Here is a 26,027-nt window from a genome sequence, read left to right as displayed (position 1 = left end):
CATGACACTCGTCGAACACCCGATCGATAAGTGCAGCCAGCCTAGATGGTGGCATGAGAGCACGGACGGTTTCCAGGAGCCTGGAGAGAAAGTCCACGTCGTAGGATCCGGGTTGTTTCTGAAGTGCGATTCTATGCGTGTAGTGAGACGGTCGGACCCTGCGACTCCGCTTTGTGGATAAGTAGTTACGTAGCGGAGTCCATGGGGCTGGTGTGGAAGAGGGGGAGCAGGACTTCGTCGACGATGTCCTCGACCATCTCTTCGCTGATGGGTTCGTGGTGGAAGAGGAAGTGGTTCCGCAGCAGTGCCTGGCCCACCTCCATGCGGCGGGGGGTCACGGCGTCCGGGCTGATCTCCCCTCGGGCAACGGCCCGGCGGGTGACCTCCTCCATCATCTGGCGGCCCATCCCCTGGGCGTGGGCGCGCACCTGCCCCACGCGCTCGGGGGACGGCAGGACCTCCGCCATGAGGCCGCGCAGGGCCTGTCCGGGCGGGCCGTCGAGCATCCGGGCCGTCCGGCTGAGGACCGCGATCAGGTCGCCGCGCAGCTCGCCGGTGTCCGGCAGCTCACCCGGGTCGGGCATCACGCTGTAGACGGCGTCCATCACCAGTTCCGCGCGCGTGGGCCAGCGGCGGTAGAGCGAGGCCTTGCTCGCCCTCGCCCGCTCGGCGACGCCTTCCATGGTCAGCGCCGCGTAGCCCCGCTCCTCCAACTCCTGGACGGTCGCGTGCAGGATGGCCGCGATGAGGGCGTCGCCGCGGCGGCGCGGGCGCTTGCGGTGGTCGGTGGTCTGCGGTTCGGCGGCCATGTCCGCATCCTACGAAGCCGGCGTGACCCGGCCGGTCCCGCCGTCGACGGTGATCCGGTCGCCGTCGCTGATCGTGGTGGTCCCCGTGCCGGTGCCCATGACCGCCGGGATGCCGTACTCGCGGGCCACGATCGCCGCGTGCGAGGCGACCGCCCCGGTGTCCACGACGACGGCCGCCGCCCGCTGGAACAGCGGCGTCCACGACGGGTTCGTGTAGGGGCACACCAGCACGTCGCCGCTGTCCAACCGGTGGAAGTCCGTGGAGTCCAGGATGATCCTGGCGGTCCCCGTCGCCGTGCCCGCGCTGGCCGGGGTGCCCGTGACCAGTGCGTTCCCGGTGTTCTTCGGGGGGAACACGCGGGCGGGGTCGACCATGCGCACGCCGGTGAGTTCGGCGCGCTTGGCCGACCGGGCGCGGACCAGCGAGCGCAGCCGTTCGGCCTGTTCGGCGGGCATCGCCTCGACGTCGGCGACCTCCAGGACCTCCTCCATGCGCAGGTGGAAGACGTCGAAGGGCTCCTCCACCACCCCCGCCTTCGCCAGCCTGGCGCCGATCTCCAGCAGCGACCGGCGCAGGGCGGGCAGGCTCGCCGTGAAGTAGAAGTGCGAGTCCTCGCGGAAGGCCATGCCCTGCTGGGCGGCGCGCACCCACCGGGTCATCCGCCTGCGAGCCCGTGCGCTCCGCAGGAGCGGATGCGTCAGCAGACGCGCCAGCGCCCGCTCCGACCGGGACCCCCGGTCCTCGCCCCGCGGCTGGTCGACCAGCACGCTCACCAGGCCGATCACGCTCTCCGGTGACTCCGCGAGCGTGGGCGGGCTGACCAGGAGCGGGGTGGCCGTCTCGCGTCGGCCGAACTCGCGGCGGAAGGCGTCGAGCTGGTCGCCGAACGCGGCCACGGGGCCGGCCCCCTCGCGGACGGCGGCCAGCACCCCGGCCGGGTCGGCGGTCGCGAACAGCTCGCGCAGCTCGGGCACGGACCGCACCCGGTCGGCGAGGTCCTGGAGGGCCTGGTTGGCGTCCTCCGTCCGGGTTCGGGCCCCGCCGAGCAGGTCGCCCAGGAGCGACCGCCGACCCAGCAGCGCGGTCGCCGCCACCAACCGCCCCAGCGCGATCGCCGTGCCGGGCAGGTAGGCCGCCCGCAGCTCACGGGACGGGCCCATCAGGTCGAGGGTCCGCTGAGGTACCCGCAGCAGTTCCGGCCAGGTCAGGGCGGGCAGGTCGAGGGCGTCCAGCTCGTCGGCGTCGCGCAGGAAGCGGGTGAGGACGGGGTCCTCACGCCAGGTGTTGACGTCGTAGCTGCGGGCCCGGTGGATCAGCTTGACCGGGGTCAGCAGGGCGCGCGGTGTGGGGTGGGGCGCGGGCGGGACCAGCTCCACGACCACGCCGTCCTCCTCGCGGAGGTAGTTCTCGAAGGCCGCGGCGACACCGAGGTCGGCCATGAGGTCCCGCATCATCTTCGCGGGGCCGAAGCCGAGCCAGGTGCTCACGTCCATCGGGTACGGACGCGTGGGGAGGTACTCGGTGAGGACCGCCCCCAGCAGGCGCTGGCGCCGGTTGAGCGGGACGGACGGAGGCGGCAGGGCCGTCATCGGGCGCGCCTGCACGATGTGGGTCCGACCGTCGCTGATGCTCCACTCGATGTCCTGGGGGCGGCCGAAGTGCTCCGCGATGGCGCGGGCGTGCCCGGCGAGCACGGCCAGCTGTTCGTCGGTGAGCAGGCGTTCCCGGGCCTCACCGCTCGGACCGGAGCCGTGGACGACGCCGCCGCCGGCCTCGGACCGGACGACCACCTCGCCCCGCCCGGGCGACCAGTCGAGCAGTGTGCCGCGCTCGTCCAGGACGTAGTGGTCGGGCGTGACCAGGCCGGAGACGACCGCCTCGCCGAGGCCGGCCCCCGCGTCGACGACGACCCGGTCGCGGTCGCCGGTGACCGGGTCGGCGGTGAACATGACCCCGGCGACGTCGGACTGCACCATGGCCTGCACGACGACGGCGATGCGCACCTCGGCGGGGTCGATGGCGCGTTCGCGGCGGTAGGCCACGGCCCGGTCGGTCCACAGGGAGGCCCAGCAGCGGCGGACGGCGTCCACCACCTGGTCGGCCCCGATCACGTTGAGGTAGGTGTCCTGCTGCCCGGCGAAGGCGGCGCCGGGCAGGTCCTCGGCGGTGGCGCTGGACCGGACGGCCACGGGGACGTCGGTGCCGAGCGCGGCGTAGGCGGCGGTGATCGCGTCGCGCAGGTCGTCGGGGACGGGAGCGCCCTCCAGGTCGGCGCGCAGTTCGGCTGCGTCGGGAAGGGGAGCCGCGTCCGAGGGGCCGGGTGCGTCGGAACCGGCCGGGTCGGCTGTCGTGGCATCGGGCGCGGCGGTGAGGGCGACGGCTTCCGAAACCGGGCCGCCGTCGTCCCCGGCTCCGTTGTCGCCGGTGCCCGGGGCGACGGACGTGGGAGACGTGACCGCGGGGGAGGGCACGGCGGAGGAGGGAGTGGCGGGAGCGGAGGCGCCACCGAACCCGGCGGCCAGTTTCGCGTCGAGCCCGACCGCGCGGGCCGCGGCGGCGTAGGCACCGGTGGTGACGACGAACCCGGGGGGCACGGGCAGCCCCGCGCGCAGCAGTTCGCCCAGGTTGGCGGCCTTGCCGCCGACCTCGGCGAGGTCGGCGGAGCCGAAGGACGCCAGGGGGGAGACGAGTCGTTCGTGTGTCATCGAGACTCCTTGTCGAGTGCCGTGTGGGCCGTGGTGCGCAGGGGGAGCGCGGGAAAGGCGAGGGCGAGCAGGAACGCCAGCCCCAGGAGGGGTGCCATCGCGAGCAGCGCGGACGGCACGGCGGATCCGAAGGCCGACTCCACGAGCCCTCGTGTGGGCTCGGGCAGGGCGGCGATGGCCTCGGGGGACAGCGCGCGCGGGTCGCCGACGCCCTCGGGAACGCGTGCGCCGAAGAAGCGGGTGATCAGGGCGCCGACGACCGCCACACCGACACTCGCGCCGACCTGGCGCAGGAACAGGACGGCGGAGGTGGCCGCGCCCAGGTCGGCGTGGTCGACCGCGTTCTGCGCGGCGAGCAGGACCACTTGCATCACCAGACCGATCCCCAGACCCACCAGCACCAGCAACGCGGTCAGTGTCCCCGCGTCCAGACGCTCGCCGACCAGGCCCAGCAGGGCGAGGCCGATCGCCGCGACGGCGGTTCCGGCGACCGGGTACCGGCGGTAGTGGCCGGTACGCGTGATCAGCCGACCGGACACGACCGCGCTGACGAGCGCGCCCGCCATCATCGCGGTGACCAGCAGGCCCGCGCGTGTGGCGGTGGTACCCAGGCTGACCTGCGCGTACGCGGGGAGGTAGGTGAGGGTGCCGAACAGGGCGAAGCCGACGAGGAAGCTCACCGCGACCGGGAGGGCGAACGCCCGCTCGCGCAGCAGGCGCGGAGGCAGCACGGGGTCGCGCGCGACGACGGCGGTCACCGCCCACAGCGCGAGCGCGATGACGGTGCCGACCAGCAGGGCGGGCAGGGCCCACGGCGGATAGGCGTCGGGGCGGGCGAGTCGGTCGGCGGCCAGGACCACGCCGACGACGGTCGCGGCCAGGGCGGCGGCCCCGGCGTAGTCGACCGGCGGGCGGCCCTCGGGGCGCGGCAGGCGGAGGGTGAGGCTCAGCAGGACCAGGGCGGCCAGGCCGAGCGGCGGGTGGACGGCGAAGATCCACCGCCACGACAGGTGGTCGACCACGATCCCGCCGAACAGGGGTCCGCCCACCGCCGCGATCATGTACACCGCGCCGAACAGCCCCAGGTAGCGGCCGCGTTCGCGGGGGCTGACGATCTCGCCGATGATCGCCTGCGCGCCGATCATCAGGCCCCCGCCGCCCAGACCCTGCACGACGCGGGCGGTGACGAACCCCGGGAGGGTGGTGGCGGTGGCGGCCATGATCGCGCCGACCACGAACAGCAGGACGGCCGCCTGGATGAGGGGTGTGCGGCCGTAGCGGTCGCCGAGCCGGCCGACGACGGGCATCACGGCCGTGGCGGCGACCAGGTAGGCGGTCACGACCGTGGGCATGTGCTCCATGCCGCCGAGGTCGCCCGCGATCTCGGGGAGCGCGGGAGCCAGGGCGGTCTGGTCGAGGGCGGCCAGCAGCATGGCGAGGAGCAGACCGGGGAGCGCGAGGGCCACGGAGGTCGTTCGCTGAGCCACGGGGGACCTCCTCAAGTAGAGAACGATGAGTTCTCTAACAGGCTAGCCCCTTACTTTAGTGAACGCAACGTTTCCAAGCGGGGTTCAGCGGACTCGTTCCGCCGGCTGCCGATCGGTTCGTCGCCCTTCGCCCCGCGCGGTCGCCCTTCGCCCCGCGCGGTCGCCCTCCGCCCCGCGCGGGCCGCGCTCAGCGTCGGCGGTTCGGCTGCCCCCGCCCTCCGCTGTCGCGACCACCCTCCGCCGTCGCGACCACCCTCCGCCGTCGCGACCGGCCTCCGGGATCCGCCGCCCCGTCATCGGCCGTTCGGCCCCCTTCCACCAGGCCGGGCCCGCAGCGCCGGGCAGAGGTCCGGCGGCGGCGCCCGCGCGGCCACCGGATACGCTCGGCGCGACAACGACCCTTCCAGGGAGGACAGCAGACATGACAGCGACCGCCGTCGTGACCGGTGCCAGCAGCGGGATCGGGGCCGCCACCGCGCGCGGGCTCGCGGCCGAGGGCTACGACGTGGTCCTCGTCGCCCGGCGCGCCGACCGGATCGAGGCCCTGGCCGAGGAGATCGTCAAGGACGGCCACAGCGCCCGGGCCCAGGTCCTCGACGTCACCGACCGGTCGGCCGTCGACGCCTTCGCCGACGCCCTGCCCTCCTGCTCGGTCCTGGTCAACAACGCGGGCGGCGCGATCGGCCGGGAGACCGTCGCCACGGGCGATCCCGCCGACTGGCGCGCGATGTACGAGGTCAACGTCCTGGGTGTGCTCCACATGACGCAGGCGCTGCTGCCGAAGCTCGTGGAGAGCGGCGACGGCACGGTGCTGGTCGTGTCCTCCGTCGCCGGGCACGTGGTCTACGAGGGCGGTGGCGGCTACGTCGCCGCCAAGCACGGCGCCCACACGCTGGCCGCCACCCTGCGGCTCGAACTGTGCGGTGAGCCCGTGCGCGTGCTGGAGGTGGCGCCCGGGATGGTCAAGACCGAGGAGTTCTCGCTCAACCGGCTGCGCGGTGACGCCGAGGCCGCCGAGGCGGTCTACGACGGAGTGCCCGACCCGCTCAGCGCCGAGGACGTCGCCGACACCATCGTGTGGGCGGTCACCCGGCCCCCGCACGTCAACATCGACCTTCTCGTGGTGCGCCCGCGCGCCCAGGCGGCCCAGCACAAGGTCCACCGGGTCAAGGAGTAGGGAACCGGGCGCTCCGGCCACGGGCGTCCGGGTCGGAAACGGCCCGATGCGGTGGAGCCCCGGGCGATCGACCGGCCCGGGGCTGGCGCGGGACGGCCGTGCCCCGGGCCGGGCCCGAGCGTGGGGGCGCTCCGGGGGCGGAGGAATCGGACCGGCGGGGCGGGGAAGAGGCGGGCTCGACGGGGGCGGTGGAGGAACCGGGGCGTACGAGCGGGGGAGAAGCGGTCGGTGATGGGCGCTACCGGGCGCGCCCACCGGCCGTGGTCGGCTCAGGGCTGTGCGGGCCCTTCAGTCCTGGTCAGGCGTTGTCCATGTCCGAGGACAGCAGCGCCACCAGCTCGTCGAGCGCCCGGTCGGCGGCGCCGTCCTCGGCGTCGTCGCAGGACAGCGTGACCGTCTCACCGTGGTTGGCGCCCAGCGCCATCACGGCCAGCATGCTGCGCGCGTCCACCGGGTCCTGGTCCGGTCGGGCGATGTAGACGGGCAGGCCGGTCTCGTTGACGGCCTTGACGAACAGGGTGGCCGGTCGGGCGTGCAGCCCGAGCCGGGAGCCGATGGTGACGGTGCGCTGGGTCGGCATGTCGGTCCTCTTCTGTCGGTGAACGGGGGGTGTGTCAGAGCCGGTCGATCCGCTGGTGCGGTTCGGGCTCGGCCACCACGGTGGTCTCGTGGGCGGCGACGTCCTCGGGGGTGGGAACGGTCGTCCCGGGCAGGGACACCGCCGCCGCTCCCCAGGACACGGCACGCGCCAGTCCCTTGTCGGGGGGACCGTCCTGGCTGAGGAAGCCGGCCAGCGAGCAGTCGCCCGCGCCCACGGTGCTGCGCGCTCGGACGAGGGGACCGCGCGCCCACCAGCTGCACGTGTCGTCGACGAGTATCGCGCCATGCCCGCCCAAAGTCACCAGGGCCTGTTCGTTGCCCCAGGACAGCACCTCCCTGGCGGCCGACACGACCGCGCCGACCGTGGGCAGGTCGCGGCCGGTCAGCTCCTCCAGCTCCTCGTGGTTGGGCTTGAGCAGGGCCACGGAGCCCGCGCGCGCGGCCTCGGCCAGCGGCTCGCCGGAGGAGTCCAGCGCGAGCGGGACGCCGTACCGGGCGGCCAGTTCCGCGACGCGGACGTAGAAGTCGGCGGTCGCGCCGCCAGGCAGGCTGCCGCAGGCCACGATCCAGTCGGGCCCCCTGGTCAGCTCGTCCTCGACCACGTCGAGCAGGGCGCGGATCTCGGCGGGGGAGAGGACGGGGCCCGGGGCGTTGAGCTTGGTGGTGGTGCCGTCGGGCTCCGCGACCGTGATGTTGGCCCGGGTCTCGCCCTCGATCGGGACGGTGGCGCGCGGCAGGTCGCCGAGCAGGGCGGACAGTTCCGCGCCGCCGCCTCCGCCGACGGGCAGGACCGCGCGGGTGGGGACGTCCGCGCCGCTGAGCGCGCGCGCCACGTTGACTCCCTTGCCCCCGGGGTGGGCGCGGGTCGCGCGCACCCGCAGGACCTCGCCGCGGACGAGGCCGTCCACCTCCAGGGTGTGGTCCACGCTCGGGTTCGGCGTGAGGGTCAGGATCATCGGTGGCTCTCTTCGACTGTCGGTGTCCGCGCGGCCCTGTGTGTCTGTGTGAGTGTCTTCGATTATGTTGGTTTGGTTGCGTATGTCAATACTCGCCCGCCTCGGGATCGAGCGTCCGGTGCGGGATCCCAGTGTGGTCCGGTGATGCGTGTTCCGCCTCGTCATCGCTGGTGGAGGTTCTGGCGCGGGCGAGTGAGGGTGGAAGGCCGCCCATGGGTCACCGGTGGGCATTGCCGGGACATTGGGCGGATTTGGCACTTGTGTGTCCTGCACAACACGACTAAACTCACTGAAAACCACACCGAAACACAGGTGATCCAACATGTACGCGGAAGAACGCCAGCAGGTGATCCTCGAACGCGCCCGCCGTGACGGCCGGGTCGACGTCACGGGGCTCGCCTCGGAGTTCGACGTCACCTACGAGACCATCCGGCGCGACCTCACGGCACTCGAACGCCACGGTGTCCTGCGCAGGGTGCACGGTGGCGCGATTCCCGTCGAGCGGCTGGGCTTCGAGCCCACGCTCAACGTGCGCGACTCCGTACTGACCGAGGAGAAGGAGCGCATCGCCAAGGCCGCGCTGGACGAGCTCCCCGAGGAGGGCGCCATCCTCCTCGACGCGGGCACCACCACCGGCCGCCTGGCCGAGCAGCTGCCGACCGACCGCGAACTCACCGTGGTCACCAACTCCCTGTCCATCGCCCTCACACTCACCACACGAACCAACATCAACCTCATGCTGCTCGGTGGCCGCCTGCGCAACCGCACACAGGCCACCGTCGACGCGTGGGCCCTGCGTTCACTGTCGGAGTCCTTCGTGGACGTGGCCTTCATGGCCACCAACGGAATCTCCGTCGAACGCGGTCTCACCACACCGGACACGACCGAGGCCGAGGTCAAGCGGGCGATGATCGCCTCCTCACGAAGGGCACTCCTGCTCGCCGACCACACCAAGGTCGGCAACGACCACTTCGCGCGCTTCGCGGGCGTGGAGCAGCTCGACAAGATCATCACCGACACCGGCCTCGCCGCGGGACTCGCGGACGAACTCGAATCCGCCGGCCCGTCCGTCCTCACGGTCTGACCACCACCCCTCACCACCATCCGGCTCGGCGCCTCGCCGGCCCACCTCCCAGGAGGTCTCCCCCATGTCCAACCAGCAGACCCACGAGCGCATGGCGTCAGTACGCTCCGGCATCCAGCGCTTCGGCAGCTTCCTGTCGAGCATGGTGATGCCCAACATCGGCGCGTTCATCGCCTGGGGCCTGGTCACCGCCCTGTTCATCGAGACCGGCTGGACGCCCAACGCGACCCTGGCCGAGCTCGTCGGACCGATGATCACCTACCTCCTCCCGCTGCTGATCGCCTACACCGGTGGTCACCTGGTCTACGACCGGCGCGGCGGAGTGGTCGGAGCGGTCGCCGCGGTCGGCGTCATCGTCGCCGCGGACATGCCGATGTTCCTCGGCGCGATGGTCATGGGCCCGCTCGGCGCCTACCTCATGAAGAAGATCGACCAGGTCCTCCAGCCCCGCACGCCCACGGGCTTCGAGATGCTGGTCAACAACTTCAGCGCCGGCATCCTGGGCGGACTCCTGGCGGCCCTGGGCGTCTACGTCGTGGCCCCGGCGGTCACCGCCATCGCCCGCGGCCTCGGCGCCGGTGTGCAGTTCCTCGTCGACATGAGCCTGCTGCCCCTGGTGTCGATCATCGTCGAGCCGGCCAAGGTCCTCTTCCTCAACAACGCCCTCAACCACGGCGTCCTGGGCCCGCTGGGCGTCGCCCGGGTGGCCGAGGAGGGCAAGGCCATCGAGTTCCTCATCGAGACCAACCCGGGTCCCGGTCTCGGCATCCTCCTGGCCTGCATGTTCTTCGGACCCAAGATCAGCCGCGCCACCGCGCCCGGCGCGATCATCATCCACTTCTTCGGCGGGATCCACGAGATCTACTTCCCGTACATCCTCGCCCAGCCGAAGCTCATCCTCGCCGCGATCGGCGGCGGCATGTCCGGCCTGGCCACCTTCATGGTCCTGGACGCCGGCCTGCTCGCCACGCCCTCGCCCGGCAGCATCATCGCCCTGATGGCGGTGACCCCGCGCGGTGACCACGTCGCCGTCCTGGCGGGCGTCGCCGTCGCCACCGTCGTCTCCTTCGTCCTGGCGTCGCTCCTGCTCGGCTTCGGCCGGTCCGAGCGGCGCGCGGAGAAGGCGGAGAAGGGGGCGGCCGCCGCACAGAACACCAAGGAGGCCACGTCATGACCACCATCCAAGGCTCCGACGTCAAGAAGGTCGTCGTCGCCTGCGACGCCGGAATGGGCAGCAGCGTCCTGCTGACCAGCCAGCTCCAGCGCACGCTCAAGCCCTACGGAGTGACCGTCGAGCACGCCCAGGTGGACCGGGTGCCCGCTGACGCCGACGTGGTCGTGTGCCACGCGGGGCTCCTGGACCGCGCCCGCGGCAACCTCCCGGACAAGGTCGTGGTCGGCTTCCAGATGTTCATGGGCGACCCGGCGTTCACCCGCCTGGAGCAGGCGATCAAGGAGGGCGAGACCCTTGGCGGCTGAGCTGGCGCTGACCGCCGACGCCGTCCGGCTCGGCCGCACCGCGGCGGACAAGGCCGACGCCATCGACCAGTGCGGCGCCCTGCTCGTCGAGCTGGGCGCGGTCGAGCCCGGCTACGTGCCCGCGATGCACGAGCGCGAGGCCTCGGTGAGCACGTTCCTCGGCGAGGGGGTGGCCATCCCGCACGGGACGGACGCCTCGCGGGCCCTGATCAAGGAGACCGCGCTGGTCGTCGTCCAGTTCCCCGGCGGGGTCGACTGGGACGGCAACACCGCCTACCTCGCGGTCGGCATCGCCGCGTCGGGCGACGAGCACATCGGGGTGCTGTCCGCCCTGGCGACCGTGCTCAGCGACCCCGAGCGCGCCGGACGGCTCCGCTCGGCGTCGGCGCCGTCCGACGTCCTCGCCCTGCTCGGCTCCGGCGCGGGCGCCTGAGGCGGGGCCGCCGCGCCCCGCCCGCGCGGGTCCCGTCCGGTCGGAGCCGGGCGGGAAGCACCCGCGTCGAACATCCGCCCGAGGGCGGGTGGTGCCGCCCGGCCCGCCTCCGTCCGGTCGAGGCCGGGTGGCCGCGCCCGCGTCGGTCGCGTCCGCCTGGGGACGGGTGGCCGCGCCCGCCCCGCGCCGTGCACGCGGGGGCGGGCCGTCCCACCCGATCCGCCTCGTCCCTGTCCGCCCGCGTCCGCGCCCTGCACCCGCGCGGCGCGTACGCCCCATCGAGCCGTCCACCCCGGCGCGGCGGTCCACTCCCCCGGCCGCGCCCCGGGCTCCCCGCGCCGCCGTTCCCGGCGCGGGGAGCCCTCCACCACCACGAAAGGCACCACCATGCTCGTCGCCCGCTTCTACGCTCCCGGTGACATCCGCCTCGAACAGGCACCCGAACCGACCGTGGGCCCCGGGCAGCTCAAGATCGCCGTCGCCAACTGCTCCACCTGCGGCACGGACGTGAAGATCTCCCGCCACGGCCACCACCACATCGACCCGCCGCGCGTGATCGGGCACGAGATCACCGGCCGGATCAGCGAGATCGGCGAGGGCGTCACGGGCTGGTCCGAGGGCGACCGCGTCCAGGTGATCGCGGCGATCCCGTGCGGCGCCTGCCACGAGTGCGAGGCCGGCCGGATGCCCGTGTGCTCCCGCCAGCAGTCCATGGGCTACCACTACGACGGCGGGTTCGCCGAGTCCATGATCATCCCCGAGGCCGTGCTCGCCGTCGACGGCGTGAACCGGGTCCCGGACAACATCGACATGGCCGAGGCGTCCCTGGCCGAACCGCTCGCCTGCGTGCTCAACGGCCAGGAGATCGCGGGCGTCGGCGAGGGCGACACCGTCGTCGTCATGGGCGCCGGACCCATCGGCTGCCTGCACGTGCGGCTCGCCCGGGCGCGCGGCGCGGCCCGCGTGTTCCTGGTCGACATCAACCGGGGGCGCCTGGACATGTCGGCCGACGTCGTCGACCCGGACGCGGCGATCGCGGGCGAGGAGACCGACCCCGTGGCCGAGGTCCTGCGCCTGACGGGTGACCGGGGCGCGGACGTGGTCATCACCGCGGCCGCGTCGGGGCGGGCGCAGGAGGACGCGCTGCGCATGGTGGCGCGCGGCGGCCGGGTCAGCTTCTTCGGCGGCCTGCCCAAGGACAACCCGATCATCCAGCTGGACTCCAACCTCGTGCACTACCGGGAGATCTCGATCTTCGGCGCGAACGGTTCCAGCCCGGAGCACAACCGCCGTGCCCTGGAGCTGATCTCCACGGGCGCCGTGCCCGTCGCGGACCTCATCACCGAGCGGATGAGCCTGTCCGACGTGCACAAGGCCATCGAGACCGTCGCGGCGGGGACCGCGATCAAGGTGACGATCCAGCCGTGAGCCCGCTCCGCCCCACTGGCGCCCCGGCGCCTTTCGCGGTTGGCTGTGGGCGAGGCATTCGCACACGCCCGCTGGTCCAGGCGCTGGGCCGGGGTGAGCCGAGACCGATCGACGACCCGAGCCAGGAGCGATGATGCCGCAGACCGGCCACCCAGACATCCCGACACCCAGGGACGCCGCCCGTGAGGGTTCGTCCGCGGAGGGACCCGCGCACGCGAATGCCCCCGGGACCGCCCGTGAGGGCGCGTCCGCTTCGACAGGGCACCGAGCGTCCGCTTCTGCGCCTGACGAGGCCTCCGCCGCCGGGTCCGAGCACGCGGACGCCCCCGGGACCGAGCTCCCGGGCACCGCGTCCGCGCGCACGGACTCCGCCCGCCTGGAGGGGATCCCGGCCGCGCCCGGCGCCGCGGTCGGCCCCGTCGCGCGGATGTCCGCGCCGCCGACCCTGCCCGACGCCCGCACCGCCTCGGCGGGTGCCGAGACCGAGGCCGACCGGGCCCGCGACGCCCTCGAACGGGTCGCCGCCCAGTTCGAGGCGCGGGCCGAGGGCCTGGGCGAGGAGGCCGCGGCGGTCCTGGGCGCGCTGGCGCTCATGGCCCGCGACCCCGAACTGGCCCGCCGGACGGCCGAGCGCACGGCGGAGGGCGACCCCGCGGCCTGGGCGGTCCACGCCGCCTGCGGCGCCTACCAGGAGCTTCTGCTCGCGGCCGGGGGCTACCTGGCCGAGCGGGCCGCCGACCTCGCCGACATCCGCGACCGCGCCGTCGCCCACCTGCTCGGCCTGCCGATGCCCGGCCTGCCCGACCCCGGGCGACCGCACGTGCTGGTCGCCGACGACCTCGCCCCGGCCGACACCGTCCAGCTGGACTCCGACCAGGTGCTGGCGATCGTCACGCGGCACGGCGGTCCCACCAGCCACACCGTGATCCTGGCGCGGTCGCTCGGCATCCCGGCGGTCGTGGGCTGCCAGGGCGCGGACGCCCTGACGGACGGGACCCCGGTCGCGGTCGACGGCGACACCGGTCGGATCGACGTCGAACCGGACGAGGAGCGGTCCGCCGCGGTCCTGGTGCGGGCCCGGCGCCGACGCGAGCTCCTGGCCGACTCCGCGGGTCCCGGTCGCACCGCCGACGGCGCCCCGGTGGCCCTGCTGCTCAACGTGGGCGAGGGCGACCCCGACGAGGCGGGCGCGCACGACAGCGAGGGCGTGGGGCTGCTGCGCACCGAGTTCCTGTTCCTGGACCGCGCCGAGCCGCCGACGGTGGCCGAGCAGACCGCCGCCTACGCGCGGCTGTTCCGCGCCTTCGACGGCCGTACCGTCACCGTGCGCACCCTGGACGCGGGCTCGGACAAGCCGCTGGCGTTCGCGGGGACCGGGCCGGAGGACAACCCGGCGCTGGGCCGACGGGGCTTCCGGACGGCCCGGGTGCACCCGGAGCTGTTGACCGACCAGCTGGCGGCGATCCGGGCGGCCACCGAGGGAACCGGCGCGCGCGTGCGGGTGATGGCGCCGATGGTGTCCACCCCGGCCGAGGCGTCGGAGTTCGTCGGGCTGGCCCGCGAGGCCGGGATCACCGAGGCGGGCGTCATGATCGAGGTGCCCGGCGCGGCCCTGCTGGCCGACCGGCTGCTGCCCCGGGTGGACTTCGTGTCCCTCGGGACCAACGACCTCGCGCAGTACACCATGGCAGCGGACCGGACCCTGGGCACCCTGCCGGACCTGCTCGACCCGTGGCAGCCCGCGCTGCTGGAGCTGGTCGGCACGGTCGGCGGCGCGGGGGAGCGGTCCGGGCGCGCGGTGGGCGTGTGCGGTGAGGCCGCGGCGGACCCCCTGCTCGCGGTGGTCCTGGTGGGACTCGGAGCGACGAGCCTGTCGATGGCCGCGCCGGCGCTGCCGGCCGTGCGCCACGCGCTGGCCCACCACACGAAGCAGGAGTGCCGCCGCCTGGCGGGGCTCGCCCTGGCCGCCGCCACGGCGACGGAGGCCAGGGAGGCGGTCCGCGCCGCGGCGAGCCCGGACGTCGCCGACCTCTGACGTGCGACCCCTGGGGCCGCGCGGCCGTCGAGGCGGCGCGGCCCCGGCGTGGATCTTCGAGGCCGAGCGGCCGGTGTGCCCGGTGGGTCCCGCGGGTCCGGCCGCGGCCGGTGGGGGTGCGCCCCCGGTGGTCGGTCCCCGACGCCGTGGGTCCGGTCACTGCGGAGGCGGCTGAGACCCCTGAGGACGAGAAGGAGCATGCCCCGCGAGCCGTGCGGCCCGCGGGGCATCGTTCTGCCTGGTGCCTGGTGCCTGGTGCCTGGTGCCTCGCCCGAGCCGCGGGGGAACCGAGCCCCCAGGGGTCCGAGCCCTGGACGCACGCCCCGAGTCGGGAGCCTGAGCCTGAGCCGAAACTGAGTCGCTGGTCCGAGCCCGGTGCCTGAGGAGTCCGAGTCCGGGACGTGGACTGATTCCCCGGGCCCTGGGGACGCGCGCGTGAGACCCGGGGCCGAGCCTGAGACGGAAGCCCTGAGACCGGAACGGCCGTGCCGGGGACTCAGCCCTGAGCGCACCAGTCGTCGCCGAGCACCTCGGGGAGCAGGTCCAGCTGTTCCAGGCACACCCGCGGCAGGTCGTCGAAGTCGGCGTCGGCGGCGACCCACGCGCTCACGCCCGTGTTCACCGCCGCGAAGAACACCGCGGCCGCCAGGTCCGGCCGCGGGTCGGTGGCCGGGTCGACGCCGACGCGTTCTGCGACGACGGCGGCGAGCTTCTTCTGCCGCACATGGCAGTAGCGCATGTGCGTCGCCATCAGTTCCGGGTTCTGCTTCATGAGCTTGGCGGCGCCGCCCCGCAGGATCATGGACGCGCGCTCGACCCGGTCCCACTGGTCGCTCAGCGCGTTGCGCAGGGCCAGGAGCGGGGGCTCGTCGGCGGGGCGCTCGCGCAGGGCGTCGAAGAGGTACTGGTCCACGCCCTCCAGCGCCTCCAGAAGGATGTCCTCCTTGGCGGGGAAGTAGCGGAAGAACGTCCGCTGGGAGACCCCCACCCGGGCGGCGATCTCCTCGGTGGTGGTCGCCTGGTAGCCGTGCTCGTGGAACAGGCGCAGGGCGGTGTCGAGCAGGGCGTCGTGCAGCTGGGCCTTCTTGCGTTCCCGCAGTCCGCCGACCGGTGCCTCGGTGCTCGTCGCGCTCATGGCCGTGCCTCCACCAGGGTCGTTCTGCCTGGAGCATACCAGCGGGCGCAATGTAATGTCAGTCACAGACAAAAAGCGCTTGCTGCAATATGTCAGCGGTTGCCATAATCGTGCGGTCGACGTCGCAAGGGGGACACATGACCGCACGGACCACCGCTCCACCACCGAAGCGGGCGGGGGGACTGAGGAACAGCCCGTGGGGGACCCTGGTCGCCATCGCCTTCGGCGTCATGATGGTCGCCCTGGACGGGACGATCGTCGCGGTCGCCAACCCGGCCATCGGCGTGGCCCTGGGCGCCTCGCTCGCCGAACTCCAGTGGGTCACGCACGGCTACCTGCTCGGGCTCGCCGTCTTCCTCATCACCGCGGGCAAGCTCGGTGACCGCTTCGGCCACCGGCGCACCTACCTCGTGGGAGTGGTGGGGTTCGTGCTCTCCTCGGTGGCGATCGCGCTGTCCTTCGGCGTGATCATGCTCGTCGTGTTCCGGGTCCTGCAAGGCGTTTTCGGCGCCCTGCTGCTGCCCGCCGCGATGGGGCTGCTGCGGTCCAGCTTCCCGCCGGAGAAGCTCGGCCGGGCCTTCGGCGTCTTCGGCAGCCTCATCGGCGCGGCCACGGCCGGCGGGCCGATCCTCGGCGGCGTCCTGGTGGGCACGCTCGGCTGGGAGGCCGTGTTCTTCATCAACGCCCCGGTCGGCGCGATCGCGCTGGGGCTCAGCCTGTGGCTGCTGCGGCCCAACCAGGCGACCGACCCCGACTCGCGGATGGACGTCCCCGGGATCATCCTGCTCAGCGTCGCCATCTTCGCGCTGGTGTGGGCCCTGGTCGAAGCGCCGACCGCTGGCTGGGGGGCTCCGATCACGCTCGGGTCGCTCGCCGCGGCCCTGGTCGTGGGCGTGCTGTTCGTGCTCTGGGAACGCCGTCCCCGGCACCCGCTGATCCCGCTGGCGCTGTTCGCCAACCCGTCGATCTCCATCGGCACCGTGATCATGGTGTTCATGGCCGTGAGCCTGATGGGGTCGCTGTTCTTCATCACCTTCTACCTGCAGGGCGCGCGCGGGATGAGCCCGGCGCAGACCGGCCTGCAACTGCTGCCGATGACCGGCATGATGGCGATCACCTCGCCCATCGCGGGCCGGATCCTGGACCGCGTCGGTCCGCGCATCCCCACGACCGCGGGACTGGTGGTGGGCGCGGTGGGCATGTTCATGCTCTCCCGGCTGACCATGGAGACCCCCGTGGTCTACCTGTCGGTGGCCTTCATCCTGCTCGGCATGGGGCTCAGCCTGGTGATGACCGGCGCCACGGCTGCGATCATCGGCGCCGCGCCGATGCGGTTCGCCGGGGTGGCCTCCGCGGTCCAGCAGGCCGCGATGCAGCTCGGCGGCTCTTTGGGGACCGCGGTCCTGGGCGCCGTGATGTCGGCGACGATCATCGCCACCCTGCCCGGTCGGTTCGCCGACGCGGGCCTGCCCGCCCCGGGCGCGGACCGACTGCGCACCGACCAGAGCACGGTCGCGCAGGGCGGGGCCGTGGTGCCGGAGGGCGCCGGCCCCGATGTCGCCGCCGCCGTCACCGAGGCCAGCAACCTGGCCTTCCTGAGCGGACTGCAGTGGGCGTTCGGGATCGCCGCGGCGCTGCTGGCCGTGTCCGCGGTGATGTCGCTGTTCATGCGCGGCGGGATGACCGGCGCGGGATCCGAGGACGAGGCGTCCGAGGGAGCGCCCGCACCCGCCGTCCACGTGTGAGCCACGGGTGACCGAGGGGGAGGGGTCGCGGTCGGTCCCTCCCCCTCGGTCGTTCCGGCGGGCTTCCGCGGTCCCTTCGCTCGTCTGGGCGGGCCCGGGACAGGTCGCGCCGTCTCACCGGGCGCTGACGGGTCGTCCCCGCCTGGAGGTGTTCCGGTGGGCCTTCGACGGCCCCGCCGCTCGACCGGCTCCAGGGGCCCTGCGGCCCCGGCGCCCTACGGGCTCCGTCCGGGTCGGCTCCGGACCGGCCGCTTTCCACGGCCGATTCCGCGGCTCAGGTCGTGTAGTCGGCGTTGATCCGGATGTAGCCGTCGGTCAGGTCGCAGCCGTAGACGGTGAACGCGCCCTCGGCGATGCCCAGGTCCACGCTGATGACGACCTCGTCGCCCTTCATGTGCTCGGCGGCGCGCGCCAGGGTCTCGCCCGTGGCAGGAGCCGGGTAGGTCTCCACGTCACCGAACAGGATCCGCACGTTCTCCGGCACGATGTCGGTCTCCGCGTCGTTCTTGCCGACCGCCATCGCCACCCGGCCCCAGTTGGGGTCGGCGCCGTGCACCGCCGTCTTGACCAGCGGGGAGTTCACCACGGCCTTGCCGACCCGCTTGGCCTGGGCGTCGTCGCGCGCCCCGGTGACGCGCACCTCCAGCAGCTTGCCCGCGCCCTCGCCGTCGGAGGCGATCCTGCGCACCAGCGCCAGTGCCACGTCGTGGAGCGCCGACTCGAACGCCTCGGCGTCCACCCCGCCCGCCAGCCCGTTGGCGAAGATCGCCGCGGAGTCGCTGGTGGAGGTGTCGGTGTCGATGCTCAGCGCGTTGAACGTGCGGTCCACGACCCGGCGGAACATCGCGTCCAGGACCGGCTGCTCCAGCTCGGCGTCGGTGAAGAACCAGGCCAGCATGGTCGCCATGTTCGGCTCGATCATGCCGACACCCTTGGCGATGCCGGTGATCGTCGCCTCCCCGACCCTGGCCGAGGCGGTCTTGGGCTCGGTGTCGGTCGTCATCATCGCCGCCGCCGAGCGGTCCAGGTCGGCCGGGGGGAACTCCTCGGGCAGGTCGTCGAGGAAGGCACGCACCCGGTCCATGGGGTAGGGGACGCCGATCACCCCGGTGGAGGCGATGAGGAGGTCCTCCGGCTCCACGCCCGCGGCGCGGGCCACGCGCTCCTGCACCTCGCGGGCGTTGGCCTCCCCGGTCATCGTGGCGACGTTGGCGTTGCGGGCGATGACGGTGACCCCGCGGGCGCGGCCGTCGGCGGCCGCGCGGCGGCTCAGGACCACGCTGGAGCCGGCGAACCGGGACCGCGTGAAGACGGCGGACACGTGGGCGGGCACCTCCGAGACGACCGCGAAGAAGTCGTCCTCGGGGTCCTTGATCCCGATGTTGCCTGCCACGCCGCGGAAACCGGCGGGCACGGGGGTCTGGCTGCTCATCATCCTCCTCGGGGCTTCGTGGCGTCAGCCTACTCACCCGCGTGCCCCGCCCCTGATTACGGCTACGACCTGCGAGGGTTTCGTCCTGTACGGACGTGGCGCCGGAGTGACAAGACTCTGGTAACGGGGTATCCGCCGAATGCGAGTGGACACCCGGGGGGAGGCGTGTTGTGCGTGATGGTGACTGGCTCACGGAGACGGGAGCGCAGATCCGAGGCGTCCTGAAGGTGATGGTGGACGCCCAGTGGCTGCCCGGCGGCGCCGCCGTCATCGGCACGGGCGGCATGTGGGAGTTCGTCGCGGTCGGCCGCGCGGGCGAGGAGGACGACACCGCCCCGGACGTCGCCTACGACGCGGCGAGCCTGACGAAGGTGATGGCGACGTGGCCGCTCGTCGGCCAGGCGGTCGCCGAGGGGATGTTGGACCTGGACGCCCCGATGTCCGAATACCTGCCGGTGGCGGACCTGCCCGGAGGGGCGGTCACCACCCGGCAGATCCTGACCCACACGAGCCGGCTCAACCCGGTCACGTGGCTGGAGCGGTACGTGGGCACGGACGAGGACCTGGCCCGGGCCCTGTTGGCCGACCCGCTGGAGGATCCCGGGTACGCCTACGTCGACCGGGGGTTCATCGTGCTCGGCCTGCTCCTGGAGCACCTGTACGGGACCGGGCTGGACCGGCTGGCGGGCGACCTGTGGGACGAGCTGGGCATGCGTTCCACGACCTACGGGCCGCTCGCCCGCTCACCGGCGGTGGCGCCCACCGAGCGCCGCCTGGCCGGGGCCGCGCCCACCTGGGGCGTGGTCCACGACGAGGCGGCAGCGCTGATGGGCGGGGTCGCCGGGCACGCGGGCATGTTCACCACCGCCATCGACCTGGGCGCCTTCGCGCGCGAGGTCCTGCGGATACACGAGGGGGGCGGCGGGGTCATGCCGTCGTCGTACGTCCGGGCGAGCTGGCAGCCGCACGTGGACGCCGGGCAGGGCCTGTGGCGCGGGCTCGGCTGGCTGATCACCCAGGAGGGCGTGGTCTACCACAACGGGTTCACCGGGACCAGCCTGTTCGTGCACCCGGCCAGCGGACGCTACGTGGGGGTGCTGACCAACGCCGTGCACTACGGCCGGGACCGGACCGGGCTGGTGGACCTGCGGGCGGCGGCGCGGACGGCGCTCACGCACCAGGAGCACGGATCGAATCCGTGAGCCCGGTGAGGAAGGCGGCGAGCCCGGCCGGGCCGTCGACGACGAGGTCGGCCGCCTCGGCCACGGCGGTGACCTCGCTGGAGGACGCGCACAGGGTCAGACCGGGCGTGCCCGCCGCGCGCAGCTCGCGTACCGCGTCGAACGCGGGCAGGTCACCGAGGTCGTCGCCGCCGTAGAGGACGGTGCCGGCGCCCGCCGCGGTGGCGAGTTGGGTCAGGGCGGCGCCCTTGTCCACACCCTGTGGACGGAGTTCGATCACCATCCGCCCGGGCTCCACCCGCAGCTCCGCGCGGGCCGCGAGTTCCTCCAGGTGCGGGGCGAGCCGGGAGAGGGCGGCGTCGGGCTCGGCGGTGCGGCGGGTGTGCACCGCCAGGGAACGCCCCTTGTCCTCGATGAAGGTGCCCTCGGGCGCGCCGACCCGGGCGACCAGGCCGGGCAGTTCGTCGCGGACCAGCGCCACCCCGGGCGGGGGCTCGGCGGCGACGAGTTCGCCGTCGGACCAGCGCTCGGCGCCGTAGTGGCCGAGCACGGTCAGGTCGGGGACGCGGTCCAGTCCGCCCAGCTCCACCACGGTGGCGGCGGGGCGGCCGGTGATCACCGCGATCGTGCCGACGAGCGGGGACAGTGCGGCCAGGGTCGCCACGATCCCGGGGTAGGGGGCGGAGTCGCGCGGATCGTCGACGATCGGTGCGAGCGTGCCGTCGAAGTCGAAGGCGACCAGGGCGGTCGCGGGCTTGGCCAGGAGCGCGGCGAGCGCGGCGCGTCCGGCGTCCGTGCTCGGCTGGGGCAGGGACATCGCAGACCTCTCCGGAGGGGGCGGGTCACGGCGGCGGGCCGGGGACGCCAGACTATCGGCGCGCCCCCGGCCCGAGCCGGTCGTGCCCCCTCGTGTCGGGGGGCGGGCGGCGGTGGGGGAGGGGTCGGCCGGACGCCGCGGGGGAGCGGGTGGCGGTGCGGCACGACGGGGAATGCGCGGTGGTGTCCGGACAGGCCGTGCGGCATGGTCCGGCGGCGCGTGGCGGAGCAGCGCGTGGCGGCGCCGGGCAGCCCCAGGGACACGACCGGGCCGTGCGCGGGGGGAGCGGACGACGGGGGATACGCGGTGGTGCGGGAGTGCCCGCACGCCACGGTCGGGGCAGTGCGTGGTCGAGCGGGAACAGTCCGTGCGACACGCCCGGGGCGGCGTCGGATTTCCTCGTGCGGATCGTCGGCGCGGGCGGCTGCCCGGCCACTGAACGGCCGCGGTGTGTCGGGACGGAACGGCGTCAGAGCTGGATGCCCAGTCGGCGGGCGTTGCGCTGACGGCGGCGGTCGGCGCGCAGGCGGCGCAGGCGCTTGACCGTGAGCGGGTCGAACGCGAGTGCTTCGGGGCGTTCCACCAGCCCGTTGAGCAGTTGGTAGTAGCGGGTCGCGGAGAACCCGAACTCGTCGCGGATCGCCTGTTCCTTGGAGCCCTCGAACTTCCACCACTGGCGTTCGAAGGCGAGGATGCGTTGTTCACGGTCGGCGAGAGCCGACTGACCGTCCTCGATCGGACCGATATTCGGCATGGGACACCCCCTGGACGGGAAATTGGTTTGTCCGGATCGGCGCGACTCATGCTAGCGACTCGACATGCCGGATGCGGAGGGGAAAACCCAGGACTGGCACCGGGGATACAGTTGCGTTCCCTGCCCGCGAGGCCCTTGTCCGCACCGAGAACCTGTGCTCATGGCAGGATGTGGAGGGTCCGGGGAGGGCCGGGGAGAACGCCGACCGCATCGTTTGAGGGAGCCTGACGTGCTCGGGGGCAACAGCCGCAACAGGACGCACAAACGTCACCTACGAACAGTGGTGGCCGGCACGGCCGCGGCCGTCTTCGGGTTCGCACCGGCCTCCGCCGCGGCGGACGTGGTCCCCGATCTCCGGCCCGAACAGTGGGGCCTGACCGCCATCGAGGCCTACGAACTGTGGGAGGAAACACAGGGCGAGGGCACCACGGTCGCCCTGCCCGGGTACGCCGTGGTCGAGGACCACCCCGACCTGCGCGACAACCTCAGCGTCGACAACGCCTTCGGTGGCGGGGGCGACGAGGCGGTCGGGACGGCCGCCGCCGCCCTCGTCGCCGCGCACGGCCACGGGATGGACGCCGACGGCGGAGTGCTCGGCGTGGCTCCGGGTGCGGGGCTGCTCGCCCTGCCGACCGAGGACGACCTCCCGGGGGCCGTCCGGCACGCCGCGACCCAGGGCGCGCCCGTCATCCTGCTGCCGGAGAACGACGGCGGCGAGGACCTGTCCGCGGCCACCGAGGAAGCCGTGGGGGACGGCATCCTCGTCGTGGGGCCCGCGGGCGGCGAGACCGACCCCAGTGTGCTGGCCGTCGCGGGGACGGACGAGGACGGGGAGCTGATCCCGGACTCCCCCGAGGCCGAGCGAATCGAACTGACCGCGCCCGGTGCCGACCTGGAGACCGCCGACCCCGAGTTGGGCGCGGCCCAGGTCACCGGCACGCAGTACGCGGCGGCCATGGTCGCCGGTGCGGCCGCGCTGCTGCGCACGCACTACCCCCAGCTGGGTCCCGACGAGATCCGCGACGCGCTGGTCACGGGCTCCCACCCGGGGCCCGGCGGCCTTCCGGCCCTGCACGCGCTCTCGGCCGACGACCATGCCGCCGCGACGGCCGCGGACGTGCCGCTGCTCGATGAGAGCCTCACCGACGGGGCGGACGACGGCGGCGGCGTCCCGGTGTGGGCGTGGTTCGCCAGCATCGGCGCGGTCCTCGTGCTGGGGGTCCTGCTCCTGGTCGTGTGGGTGCGCCGCTCCAGCGCCGACCCCTACGGCGTCAAGGCCGAACGGGCGGCCGAGGACGAGCGGATCGCGGCCGAGCGCGCGGCGGAGGCCGGTCCGGAGAGCCGTCGCAAGCAGAGGGGCGGCCGCCGACGCAAGCCGCGCCGGGGCGCCTAGCACCCGGGCGCCTGAGCCCCGTCTCACGTGTGCGCCCGGCGGCTCCGGCGGGCGGGCCGTCAGCGTGACGCGAGTCGATCTGTGTGTGCGCACGGTGTCGGAACGTGCGGAGGGCGCGCCGCGCGTCGCTCATGGTCACAGCCGCGTCGACACACCGTGAGCAATGGGTACATGTGCATATGTAAGCACCGTCGGATGCCTTGACGTGGGCGGACGAGGGGAGAAGGCTTTGTGGAATGTCACCCCTTGAAGCGTCTCCGTTGCCCTCACGAGGCCAGCCCGTGCCCGAGGTCCCCGAGTCACGCAACCTCGTCAACGGGCGTGTGCACATCATCCCCTACGACCCCAAGTGGCCCTACCTGTTCAAGCGGGAGGCCGAGCGCGTGCGCGGCGCGCTGGGCGACCGCGTCAGGCGGCTCGAACACGTCGGCTCCACCGCCGTGCCGGGCCTGGCCGCCAAACCCTGCGTCGACATCCTCCTCGTCGTCGCCGACTCCTCCGACGAAGCCGCCTACGCCGCCGACCTCGAAGCCGCCGGATACACCCTTGTCCTGCGGGAGCCGGAGTGGTTCGAGCACCGGGTCCTCAAGGGGCCCGACGTCAACCTCAACCTGCACGTGTTCGGGGAGGGGTGCGAGGAGGTGGACCGGATGCTCCGCTTCCGCGACCGCCTCATCGCCGACCCCGCCGCGCGCGAGCGCTACACCGCCCGGAAGAAGGAACTGGCCGAGCGCACCTGGCAGTGCGTCCAGGACTACACCGACGCCAAGTCCGACGTCATCGAGGAGATCCTCGCCGGGGCGGCCACCGCCGAGTAGGACCCACCGGGGCCCGGGAGAGCGCGTCCAGCGACGGCGGACGCGCCCCGACCCATGACCTGACCAGGGCGTTCCGCGCCCGTCGCCTTCGTGGGTCTTGTGCGGCTCGTGGGAAGCGGGCGACGGATGGGCGATGCGTGGGTCTATGCGCCGCTCCGTGAGGCCCGTGAGGCCCGTGCCGTCCAGGCGGTCAGGAGGAGCGCCGCCCCGCACAGGGCGACGACCGACCATCCGGGACGGCTCGCCGCCGCGAACTCGGCGGGACCCGCCCCCGCGACCAGGCTTCCGGCGAGCGCGACACCGACCGCCGTCCCGACCTGCCGGGCGGTGGAGGCGGTACCGCCCGCGACACCGGCGCGTTCCGGAGGCAGCCCGCTCACCGCGGTGTCGGTGATGGGCGCGTTGGCGAAGCCCACCCCGACTCCGACGAGCAGGTAGGCGCCCAGCAGCGGAAGCAGCCCGCCCGAACCGTCCGCGAGGCCGAACAGCACAGCCCCGCCGGCGAGGAGGGAAGCGCCCGCGGCCACCAGCGGCGGGCGCGCGCCCACCCGTCCGACCAGGAACCCCGACAGGGGAGCGCAGACCGTGGCTCCGACGGCCAGCGGCAGCGTGGCCACACCCGCCGCGAGGGGCGTCCACCCGCGCACGCCCTGCCAGTAGAAGGTGGTCATCAGCAGCGTCATGCTCAGGGCCACGAACACGGCGACGGCTCCGAGCACGGCCCCCGTGAAGCTCGGCACCCGGAACAGGCCGGGATCGATCAGGGGTTCGCGCCGACGCGACTCGTACCAGGTGAACAGGGCCGCGGAGGCCACCACGACCCCGTAGCCGGCCAGCGCCGCGGGCGAGGCCCAACCGTGCACCGGCCCCTCGATCAGCACCGCGATCCCGGTGCCCAGCAGCACCACCAGGACCAGTTGTCCCGGAAGGTCGAGCCGGCGCACGCGCGCTCCCCTCGACTCCGGTACGAGGAGCGCGACCAGCACGAGGGCGACGAGCACCACCGGCACGTTGATCCAGAACACCGCCCGCCAGTCGAGGGCCGCGATCAGCGCTCCGCCCGCCGCCGGTCCCGCCGCCATGCTCAGCCCGAACACGGACGCCCAGACACCGATCGCCTGCGCCCGTTCGCGCGGGCCGGGCATCGCGTTGACCACGATCGCCAGGGCCACCGGACCGAGCATCGACGCTCCGACGCCCTGCGCGGCACGGGCGGCGACGAGGACGTCGAGCGACGGAGCGCCCGCGCACACGAGCGAGGCGAGACCGAAGACCGCCAGTCCCGTCATGAAGACGCGTCGGCGGCCGAAACGGTCGGCGAGGGCTCCGGACGTGATGAGCAGGCTCGCGAAGACCACCGTGTAGGCGTCCACCACCCACGCCAGGTCGTGGACCGCGACGTCGAGCCCGTCGCCGATCGCGGGCAGCCCGATGGTGACGATCGTCGTGTCGAGCCCGACGAGGAACATCGCCGACGCACAGATCGCGAGCACCGTCCAGCGGCGCCGGGTACTCAGCACCGGCGGGGGCGCGGGGGTCGTCCCGGTCATGCGGACACCAGCCTTTCGAGCGGGGAGCGAACGCTGACGATGCTCGCGGCGGGACCACGCCGCGGCCCAGCGTTTTTGCGGAATCTGCAACACTGGGGGCGTGGACCCGGACGTGGCAGAGATCCTCGACTCCATCGGCCCGCGGCTGCGCGCGCTGCGCGTCGAGCGCGGACGCACGCTGCGAGCGCTCGCCGACGAGACCGGGCTGTCGGTCAGCGTCCTGTCACGGGTGGAGACGGGTCGCCGTCAACCCACGCTCGACCTGCTCATCCCCCTCGCCAGGGCACTGCGGGTCGCGCTGGACGAGCTGGTGGCCGCGCCCGCGACCGGCGATCCCCGCGTGCACCTGGAGCCCTACCGGCACGGCAGCGGCGGTGTCGTGGTGCCGCTGACGCGCTATCCCGGCCGCGTCCAGGTCTTCAAGCACGTGCTCGGCCCCCGCGAGCCCAGACTCGTCTCCCACGAGGGCCACGCCTGGCTCTACGTGCTGGCGGGACGGCTGCGCCTGCTCATCGGCGACCAGGAGCACCTGCTCCGGCCCGGCGAGGTGGCGGAGTTCGATCCGTCCGAGCCGCACTGGTTCGGCCCGGACGACGACACCGCGGTGGAGATCCTGCACCTCTTCGGCCCGCGCGGCGACCGGGCGGTGGTCCGCGTCAGCGGATCAGGAGACTGACGGCGGCCGGAACTCGAATCCCCGGCGTTTCCGCCGTGCCGGGTACCCCGGTGGCCCTGACGACCCCGGACGACCTGGTGTCTCAGGTGTTCCCGGCGTCCCGGTGGTCACGGACCGTTCTCGGATCCCCGGCGTACCAGTGGCCCGATGGCCGCTGGCGGCCCGGCAGGCCCCAGATGTCCCCATGGCCCCGGGGCCCCGCAGACCCGGAGCCCCGCGAACCCGGCAGCCCCAGGTTCCCGGGCGCCTCGGCGGCCCTGTCGCCCGGCAGTCCTGGAGCCTCGGCGGCCCCAACTGGCCCCATGGCCCCGGCGGCCCCGAAGTCCGCGGAG

General features: G+C 73.6%; 22 protein-coding genes. 12 read left to right on the top strand and 10 right to left on the bottom strand.

Annotated features, from left to right (window positions below; all coding sequences use genetic code 11):
- Positions 1 to 185 precede the first annotated feature (185 nt).
- The 3 genes from ADL05_RS10480 to ADL05_RS10470 are packed head-to-tail and all read right to left on the bottom strand — an operon-like array spanning position 186 to position 5,002.
- On the bottom strand, positions 186 to 809 hold the full coding sequence (locus tag ADL05_RS10480; protein ID WP_053616693.1) for a TetR/AcrR family transcriptional regulator: 624 nt from the start codon (positions 807 to 809) through the stop codon (positions 186 to 188).
- 9 nt (positions 810 to 818) lie between these two features.
- Positions 819 to 3,515: a PEP/pyruvate-binding domain-containing protein gene (locus tag ADL05_RS10475; RefSeq protein WP_053616692.1), complete on the bottom strand. Its 2,697-nt coding sequence runs from the start codon at positions 3,513 to 3,515 to the stop codon at positions 819 to 821.
- The gene (locus ADL05_RS10470) at positions 3,512 to 5,002 is read right to left on the bottom strand and encodes an MFS transporter (protein ID WP_231640690.1); all 1,491 of its coding nucleotides are present in this window, start codon (positions 5,000 to 5,002) and stop codon (positions 3,512 to 3,514) included. The genes ADL05_RS10475 and ADL05_RS10470 overlap by 4 nt, the downstream gene beginning before the upstream one ends.
- A gap of 421 nt (positions 5,003 to 5,423) precedes the next feature.
- Between ADL05_RS10470 and ADL05_RS10465 the strand changes: the two genes are divergently transcribed.
- Positions 5,424 to 6,179, top strand: a complete 756-nt coding sequence (locus tag ADL05_RS10465; protein ID WP_053616690.1) for an SDR family oxidoreductase — start codon at positions 5,424 to 5,426, stop codon at positions 6,177 to 6,179.
- 298 nt (positions 6,180 to 6,477) lie between these two features.
- On the opposite strand, the gene ADL05_RS10460 is transcribed toward ADL05_RS10465, so the two are convergent.
- Both ADL05_RS10460 and pfkB read right to left on the bottom strand, forming a co-directional pair.
- Entirely contained in the window at positions 6,478 to 6,759 is a 282-nt protein-coding gene (locus tag ADL05_RS10460) for an HPr family phosphocarrier protein (RefSeq protein WP_053616689.1), read from the bottom strand.
- 34 nt (positions 6,760 to 6,793) lie between these two features.
- Positions 6,794 to 7,735: a 1-phosphofructokinase gene (pfkB, locus tag ADL05_RS10455; protein WP_053616688.1), complete on the bottom strand. Its 942-nt coding sequence runs from the start codon at positions 7,733 to 7,735 to the stop codon at positions 6,794 to 6,796.
- 322 nt (positions 7,736 to 8,057) lie between these two features.
- On the opposite strand from pfkB, the gene ADL05_RS10450 reads away from it, so the two are divergent.
- From ADL05_RS10450 to ptsP, 6 genes are all read left to right on the top strand, one after another.
- On the top strand, positions 8,058 to 8,819 hold the full coding sequence (locus tag ADL05_RS10450) for a DeoR/GlpR family DNA-binding transcription regulator (RefSeq protein WP_053616687.1): 762 nt from the start codon (positions 8,058 to 8,060) through the stop codon (positions 8,817 to 8,819).
- 64 nt (positions 8,820 to 8,883) lie between these two features.
- A complete protein-coding gene (gene mtlA / locus ADL05_RS10445; RefSeq protein WP_053616686.1) occupies positions 8,884 to 9,993 on the top strand; it encodes a PTS mannitol transporter subunit IICB in 1,110 nt (369 codons plus the stop codon).
- The gene (locus ADL05_RS10440) at positions 9,990 to 10,298 is read left to right on the top strand and encodes a PTS lactose transporter subunit IIB (RefSeq protein ID WP_053616685.1); all 309 of its coding nucleotides are present in this window, start codon (positions 9,990 to 9,992) and stop codon (positions 10,296 to 10,298) included. The genes mtlA and ADL05_RS10440 overlap by 4 nt, the downstream gene beginning before the upstream one ends.
- Positions 10,288 to 10,731, top strand: a complete 444-nt coding sequence (locus ADL05_RS10435; protein WP_053616684.1) for a PTS sugar transporter subunit IIA — start codon at positions 10,288 to 10,290, stop codon at positions 10,729 to 10,731. Before ADL05_RS10440 ends, ADL05_RS10435 begins: the two co-directional genes overlap by 11 nt.
- Positions 10,732 to 11,118: 387 nt before the next feature.
- Positions 11,119 to 12,159, top strand: coding sequence for a zinc-dependent dehydrogenase (locus ADL05_RS10430; protein ID WP_053616683.1), 1,041 nt, complete (start codon positions 11,119 to 11,121; stop codon positions 12,157 to 12,159).
- Between the two features lie 133 nt (positions 12,160 to 12,292).
- Positions 12,293 to 14,194, top strand: coding sequence for a phosphoenolpyruvate--protein phosphotransferase (ptsP, locus tag ADL05_RS10425; protein ID WP_082376257.1), 1,902 nt, complete (start codon positions 12,293 to 12,295; stop codon positions 14,192 to 14,194).
- Positions 14,195 to 14,690: 496 nt separating this feature from the next.
- Here the strand turns inward: ptsP and ADL05_RS10420 are convergent, their stop codons facing one another.
- Positions 14,691 to 15,329 (bottom strand): TetR/AcrR family transcriptional regulator, encoded by a 639-nt coding sequence (locus tag ADL05_RS10420; protein ID WP_053616682.1) that lies wholly within the window; start codon positions 15,327 to 15,329, stop codon positions 14,691 to 14,693.
- Between the two features lie 137 nt (positions 15,330 to 15,466).
- On the opposite strand from ADL05_RS10420, the gene ADL05_RS10415 reads away from it, so the two are divergent.
- Positions 15,467 to 17,074, top strand: a complete 1,608-nt coding sequence (locus ADL05_RS10415) for a DHA2 family efflux MFS transporter permease subunit (protein ID WP_053616681.1) — start codon at positions 15,467 to 15,469, stop codon at positions 17,072 to 17,074.
- A 274-nt stretch (positions 17,075 to 17,348) separates the two neighbouring features.
- Here ADL05_RS10415 and argJ read toward each other — a convergent pair whose 3' ends face one another.
- Positions 17,349 to 18,506 carry a bifunctional glutamate N-acetyltransferase/amino-acid acetyltransferase ArgJ gene (gene argJ, locus ADL05_RS10410; protein ID WP_053616680.1) on the bottom strand — a complete coding sequence of 386 codons (1,158 nt, stop codon included), beginning with the start codon at positions 18,504 to 18,506 and terminating at the stop codon, positions 17,349 to 17,351.
- Between the two features lie 170 nt (positions 18,507 to 18,676).
- Between argJ and ADL05_RS10405 the strand changes: the two genes are divergently transcribed.
- On the top strand, positions 18,677 to 19,708 hold the full coding sequence (locus ADL05_RS10405) for a serine hydrolase (RefSeq protein ID WP_053616679.1): 1,032 nt from the start codon (positions 18,677 to 18,679) through the stop codon (positions 19,706 to 19,708).
- Here the strand turns inward: ADL05_RS10405 and otsB are convergent.
- Entirely contained in the window at positions 19,677 to 20,504 is an 828-nt protein-coding gene (otsB, locus tag ADL05_RS10400) for a trehalose-phosphatase (protein ID WP_053616678.1), read from the bottom strand. The genes ADL05_RS10405 and otsB overlap by 32 nt on opposite strands.
- Before the next feature lie 469 nt (positions 20,505 to 20,973).
- A complete protein-coding gene (locus ADL05_RS10395; protein ID WP_053616677.1) occupies positions 20,974 to 21,258 on the bottom strand; it encodes a DUF3263 domain-containing protein in 285 nt (94 codons plus the stop codon).
- Between the two features lie 283 nt (positions 21,259 to 21,541).
- Here ADL05_RS10395 and ADL05_RS10390 point away from each other — a divergent pair, with 283 nt between their 5' ends.
- Together ADL05_RS10390 and ADL05_RS10385 are read left to right on the top strand one after the other, a co-directional pair.
- Positions 21,542 to 22,651, top strand: coding sequence for a S8 family serine peptidase (locus tag ADL05_RS10390; protein WP_231640689.1), 1,110 nt, complete (start codon positions 21,542 to 21,544; stop codon positions 22,649 to 22,651).
- A 236-nt stretch (positions 22,652 to 22,887) separates the two neighbouring features.
- Positions 22,888 to 23,469 (top strand): GrpB family protein, encoded by a 582-nt coding sequence (locus ADL05_RS10385; RefSeq protein ID WP_053616675.1) that lies wholly within the window; start codon positions 22,888 to 22,890, stop codon positions 23,467 to 23,469.
- Positions 23,470 to 23,612: 143 nt separating this feature from the next.
- On the opposite strand, the gene ADL05_RS10380 is transcribed toward ADL05_RS10385, so the two are convergent.
- The gene (locus tag ADL05_RS10380) at positions 23,613 to 25,019 is read right to left on the bottom strand and encodes an MFS transporter (RefSeq protein WP_053616674.1); all 1,407 of its coding nucleotides are present in this window, start codon (positions 25,017 to 25,019) and stop codon (positions 23,613 to 23,615) included.
- 100 nt (positions 25,020 to 25,119) lie between these two features.
- Between ADL05_RS10380 and ADL05_RS10375 the strand changes: the two genes are divergently transcribed.
- Positions 25,120 to 25,695: a helix-turn-helix domain-containing protein gene (locus tag ADL05_RS10375; RefSeq protein WP_053616673.1), complete on the top strand. Its 576-nt coding sequence runs from the start codon at positions 25,120 to 25,122 to the stop codon at positions 25,693 to 25,695.
- Positions 25,696 to 26,027: the final 332 nt, after the last annotated feature.

It is taken from the genome of Nocardiopsis sp. NRRL B-16309, assembly GCF_001279585.1.
Classification (GTDB): domain Bacteria; phylum Actinomycetota; class Actinomycetes; order Streptosporangiales; family Streptosporangiaceae; genus Nocardiopsis.
Note: the sequence above shows the minus strand (reverse complement) of the source record. Positions and strands in the feature narration are given on the sequence as shown.